At 54.2% G+C, this 4,890-nt stretch carries 5 protein-coding genes and 1 tRNA gene; all 6 read right to left on the bottom strand.

The annotated features are described in order from the left end of the window. Positions 1–305 precede the first annotated feature (305 nt). Positions 306–1,754, bottom strand: a complete 1,449-nt coding sequence (locus ACR0AA_RS23140) for a mannose-1-phosphate guanylyltransferase/mannose-6-phosphate isomerase (protein WP_480757726.1) — start codon at positions 1,752–1,754, stop codon at positions 306–308. Between the two features lie 253 nt (positions 1,755–2,007). Then, the gene (locus ACR0AA_RS23145; protein ID WP_480666389.1) at positions 2,008–2,694 is read right to left on the bottom strand and encodes a metallophosphoesterase family protein; all 687 of its coding nucleotides are present in this window, start codon (positions 2,692–2,694) and stop codon (positions 2,008–2,010) included. A gap of 158 nt (positions 2,695–2,852) precedes the next feature. Continuing rightward, positions 2,853–3,371, bottom strand: coding sequence for a hypothetical protein (locus ACR0AA_RS23150; RefSeq protein ID WP_480757730.1), 519 nt, complete (start codon positions 3,369–3,371; stop codon positions 2,853–2,855). A gap of 641 nt (positions 3,372–4,012) precedes the next feature. After that, a complete protein-coding gene (locus ACR0AA_RS23155; RefSeq protein WP_480666391.1) occupies positions 4,013–4,240 on the bottom strand; it encodes an alpha/beta fold hydrolase in 228 nt (75 codons plus the stop codon). Between the two features lie 190 nt (positions 4,241–4,430). After that, on the bottom strand, positions 4,431–4,742 hold the full coding sequence (locus ACR0AA_RS23160; protein ID WP_480757732.1) for an alpha/beta fold hydrolase: 312 nt from the start codon (positions 4,740–4,742) through the stop codon (positions 4,431–4,433). A gap of 37 nt (positions 4,743–4,779) precedes the next feature. Next, positions 4,780–4,856 (bottom strand) — tRNA-Met (locus tag ACR0AA_RS23165). Positions 4,857–4,890: the final 34 nt, after the last annotated feature.

Here is a 4,890-nt window from a genome sequence, read left to right on the forward strand (position 1 = left end):
TCACAACACCCATCAACGCCGCGATAAACTGATAAAAAGCACCGCCAGATACCAAAGGCGGTGCGCAATCAAACCACTTGAAACTACGCCGCAGCACACAACCGCAATTAGCTGTCCAATTCGTTAAAGAAAGCCACCCGCACGTTGCCCAGGCAACGAGCCTTCTTATCCAAGGACAGACCGGTTTCCAAACTCCGTATCTGCGAAGCTAGACGAATTTCGACCTGATCACAGCAGTCGGCGCGGCGGGGCAAGATTTACCCGCCGTCCGTCCAACACCAGCGGTCTATTTGAACGGGCTTTCGTTAGCCTTTTGCACCCTGCCCGCGCGCGTATATGTCTTCGTAGCGGACGATATCATCCTCGCCCAGATACGTGCCGGTTTGCACCTCGATCAGAACCATCGGGACCTTGCCGGGGTTTTCCATTCGATGCGTGGCGCCAAGCGGAATATAGACTGACTGGTTCTCGGTCACCAATTCCACGCGATCGTCAATTGTCACGCGGGCCGTGCCCTCAACGACGATCCAGTGTTCCGAACGATGGAAATGGCTTTGCAGGCTGAGCGATGCACCAGGATGAACAAGGATACGCTTCACCTGGAAACGGTCTCCGACCACAAGGCTTTCGAACCATCCCCACGGTCGGTGGTCTTTTGGGAAGGTCGTCGCCTGAGCCGCGCCCTTTTTCTTGAGCTCGGTCACCGCTTTCTTGACGTCCTGCGCTCGAGACGTATCCGCAACCAATACCGCGTCATTCATCGCCACGGCGATGATGTTCTCCAATCCGATACCAACGATTTCCAACTGCTCGCTGTCCGAACGCAAAAGCGTGTTCTGGCAGTCAATCGCGGTCGCTCCGGCACTGGTCACCACGCCCTGAGCGTCCGGTCCACTTTCGCGCCATACCGCGTCCCAGCCACCCAGGTCCGACCAGGCGGCATCAAATGGCACGACCGAAAGATTTTCGGCTTTCTCCATGACGGCATAATCGATCGAAATGTCTTCGGCCTGTGCCCAACTTTCGGGGTCCAGGCGTAAGAACCCCAGATCCGGCACCGCTGTCTCCACCGCAGCCTTAACTGGTTCCATAAGGATAGGTGCATGCGCCTTGAAAGACTCGATGATATCCGCGGCCCGGAACAGGAAAATGCCTGCATTCCATTTATAGTTCCCGGCGGCCAACATTTCGGTTGCACGGTCGTGGTCAGGCTTTTCGACAAATTTCTTCAACGGAACAGGCGCACCGTCGGCTCCGGGCATAGTGGCAAGTTCAAGATACCCGTATGCCGTTTCAGGATGTGTTGGGGTGATGCCAAACGTCACCAAATAGCCTTGCTTGACAGCAGCCAAACCACGCTCAACGGCGGCGTGGAATGCTGCCGTATCGGGGACGACGTGATCAGACGGGGCGACCAGCAAAACGGCCGCTGCGTCCTGAGTATAAGCATGTAATGCGGCCGCAAGGACCGCCGGTGCTGTATTCCGACCCTCGGGCTCGATCATGATTGTACCGGGATCTATCCCAACCGCCTGCAATTGTTCGACGACAATAAACCGAAAATCCGAATTGGTCAGAACAACCGGAGCCGCGAACTCCAAGTGACCGCTTTTGCCGTACAACCGACGGGCGGATGCTTGAAACAAGGTCTCGTCACCAACCAGCGGAACGAATTGCTTGGGGTAGCTTTTTCGGGACAATGGCCACAGGCGTGTGCCGGAGCCACCACAAAGAAGGACGGGGCTGATCAACATATTAATCTCAATATTTAACGTGGTTTAAGATACTCGTATTTAAGTTGGCCCGACCTGACAAGGCTGGGCTCAGGTTGGTTCAGAGAATGAAACCTTGTGTGTCGTACCACTTAACCTTACCAAACCACCCGAGCAAACTGCAAATCATCGTCTGGATCGCCGGTTTTGCGGCGATTGAAATGCGCCAGAGATAAGCGCGATGCGGCGAGGTTTCCTTACCGCAACCGCTCGATCGTCGCTCGTTAGCTGGTTTTCAAAGGCGTTCGCTGATAAAAACAGGGTCGCCGCCATCCAGACAAACAGCACTTAAAACGCCCGTCGCGTATGCGCCGGTATCCACGGATATCCGACCTCGCCGCGCGGAGGGTGTTTCGACAATTGTGTGGCCGTAGACGACCCATACACCATCTTGCCTGTCCACCGTCCGAAACTCTGGATGACCCCACATGAGTGTTTTGTCGGATTGCTCATCTGCCGCTGCATTCGGATCTGCGCCGGCATGTGTAACAAGCACGTTGCCCAAATAGTCGGATGTTTGCATCTCATCCAGCCACTGGACCAAATCAGGGCCCATCGCTTCCAGCAGGTCATCGCGACAGTCGAGCAGTTCCGCGCCCCCCATCTCGGCGCGCACCCCGCGGACACCGAACGAGGCCAGAGTTTGAAGTCCGCCGTAGCGCAGCCAACGTGAACCGTGTTGTTCGGGGTGGCGCAGAAAATCCAACATCATGTCTTCGTGGTTTCCCTTCAGACAGGAGAAATCCGCGCGGTCCTTTATCAGTCGCAATACCGCTGCGCTTTCCTCGCCACGATCAACATAGTCGCCGACAAGAATGACACGGTGATCCTGTGGAACCCTACGCAACAACTTTTCCAACTGCACGATGCAACCATGCACGTCGCCAATTATGCACACCGGGCTATCGGGTGACGGCGTCATGAATTTCGCCCGGCGCCCAAAGCGTTGAAAAAGCGATGACAGCACGTTGAGATGGTCTCCTGCACGGTTGCTGCGACCGGTCGCAAAACAGAGTTTTGCTGTCGTCGAAAGGAACCAAGGCGTAATACCGTTGCAAGCCCACCTGGGCAAGCCCCGGCTCAGGCCGTCCGGCAGGCAGGAATACCCATTCGAATTATTTCGGCACCTTTTATCTTGTGAACGCCATTTATTCGGTTGCGCCCTTTATCCATGAACCATTTCCTGAGAGGCTCGGGGTAATATGAGGCCATAACCCGGCTGAAATAGTCAAAGTCTTTAGGGGCAAGACGACGGCCGCTACGCGAAGGTCCGTGAAATCCAAAAACTGTATCTGGATCGACGCACGTTCCTGGCAATCCCAAAAACATCGTGCAGGTCGAATAGCATACGCGACCCCGTATTTCGACCCGAACGCCATTGCGCTGCAGGTTCTCCAGCTCGATTAACCGGTCGTGCAGATACCCGCCACGGTCACTGCCAACGACAAAAGATTGCTCGGCTTTGGCGGGCGCTGCCACGGAGAGCACCGATGCCAACATCACAGGAAGCAGCAATCCAGCCGAGCCACGGCGCAAGGGTTTGACCGACTTTCTGTCCGATGCGCCCGGCGATCGACGGCACTTTGTCGTATCCAGCATCACTAATCCTCCGATTGCAGGTGCGGGCCGGATCAGGACTAAAGAGCTGCGATGCTTCAGATGTGCGCGCGTTGTGTCGAATTTATGTTTTAACTCAACAAGTTAACGACATTTTTCATCAATTTTTTTGTTCTGGGCATCTTGTTCGGGACGTTTAATGCCCCCGACAATTCATTGTAGATAAAAGACAAATTCTATGGATTTGCCGTTGATGTTCAGGTCGGTGTGTTTCGCGCGGTCGGGATCGCAGCTCGATAGAAAATAGGCGCAAAAATCCAAACCTGCCGAGAATTTGGATTGGTCAATAATAGCAGATTTCCCGCCCCCTTGCAAAAAAGCGTAGGGGGTTTAGTGACCGAATATTGGTCTACATCTGTGGGAAGCCCAGAAAAGCCCTGTGATCATGCGCGGCTTTTCATATTTTGGAACATGCCGCTGGTGTTTTAGAGGCGGGATCTGTTGCACTCCCCTGCAATTTGTTGAACTCGGCTGAACGTTCGGATGGTAAACAAAACACGGCCATTAGAACGAGTTATCCCTGGGGCAGGTTTGGCATTGTCACGACCACAATCAGGGCATCTTGCGATAAATGGTTTTTGACACGCCCTCCGAGAAACTGAGCGATAGAATCTTGGTTCACTTCAAATGTGATTTCTCGGATTGTCGGGATGCGACGCTCCTGTGAATTCCGCCAGGAAAGTGCGTGCTTCGTCAAAGAATTCCTCATACCCCTTGGCGCCAGTCGTCAGGATATGATCCGTCCCAGGAATTTCAACGAAGCGCGCATCGGGGATGTTACGCGCCAGAAGCCGCCCTTCGGGCACCGGTACAATGCGATCTTCCTCAACGTGGATTACAAGTGTAGGCACTCTGATTTACCGTGTGAGTTCCAGAGTGTCGATCCTGTTGTTCATGTCCAAGATCCGAAGCGCGTTTTCAGTGCTTGTGCTGATGCGTTGCAATTCGTCAAACCCGCTCTGAACTTCCGGAGTCGCATTCGGCAGGAAACTCGAGGTAAAGAAGTTACGGTAGATCGGGTTCGTGGACCCCCCATCCTTCCTACATCATGTATCTGGCCGTTTTGGCAAAAGTTTCGGCTTCCTTGTCACCTCTCATCAGCCGACCGCGAGCGAAACCACCAGAGAGCACCATGCAAGAAATGCGTTCGGGGTGTTTCACAGCATATCGCAGGGCAATGCTCGCGCCTTGGCTCATGCCGAATAGCGAAAAGTGGTCCAGTTGCGCTGCGTCGGCAACGGCCTCCATGTCTTCGACCATGATGGCTTCTTCGGAGATCGTGTTGTCACCTCTGCCCTTCTGGTTATGGTTCTGACGGGGTATAGGCGCTAAGAGATTGATCCAGTGGATCAATTGTAGTCTGCACGGAGCTTTTTTGGAATTCCGACGCTGGTTGCGGGAGTAGGATTTGAACCTACGACCTTCAGGTTATGAGCCTGACGAGCTACCGGGCTGCTCCATCCCGCGACACTTTGCGTTGGCCTACTGCCTATTCGGCTGT

The organism is Ruegeria sp. CE8, from assembly GCF_056537465.1.

Coding starts and splice junctions, on each gene's coding strand:
- ACR0AA_RS23150 (WP_480757730.1), bottom strand. CDS start 3,371: ATGCTGGATACGACAAAGTGCCGTCGATCGCCGGGCGCATCGGACAGA.
- ACR0AA_RS23140 (WP_480757726.1), bottom strand. CDS start 1,754: ATGTTGATCAGCCCCGTCCTTCTTTGTGGTGGCTCCGGCACACGCCTG.
- ACR0AA_RS23145 (WP_480666389.1), bottom strand. CDS start 2,694: ATGACGCCGTCACCCGATAGCCCGGTGTGCATAATTGGCGACGTGCAT.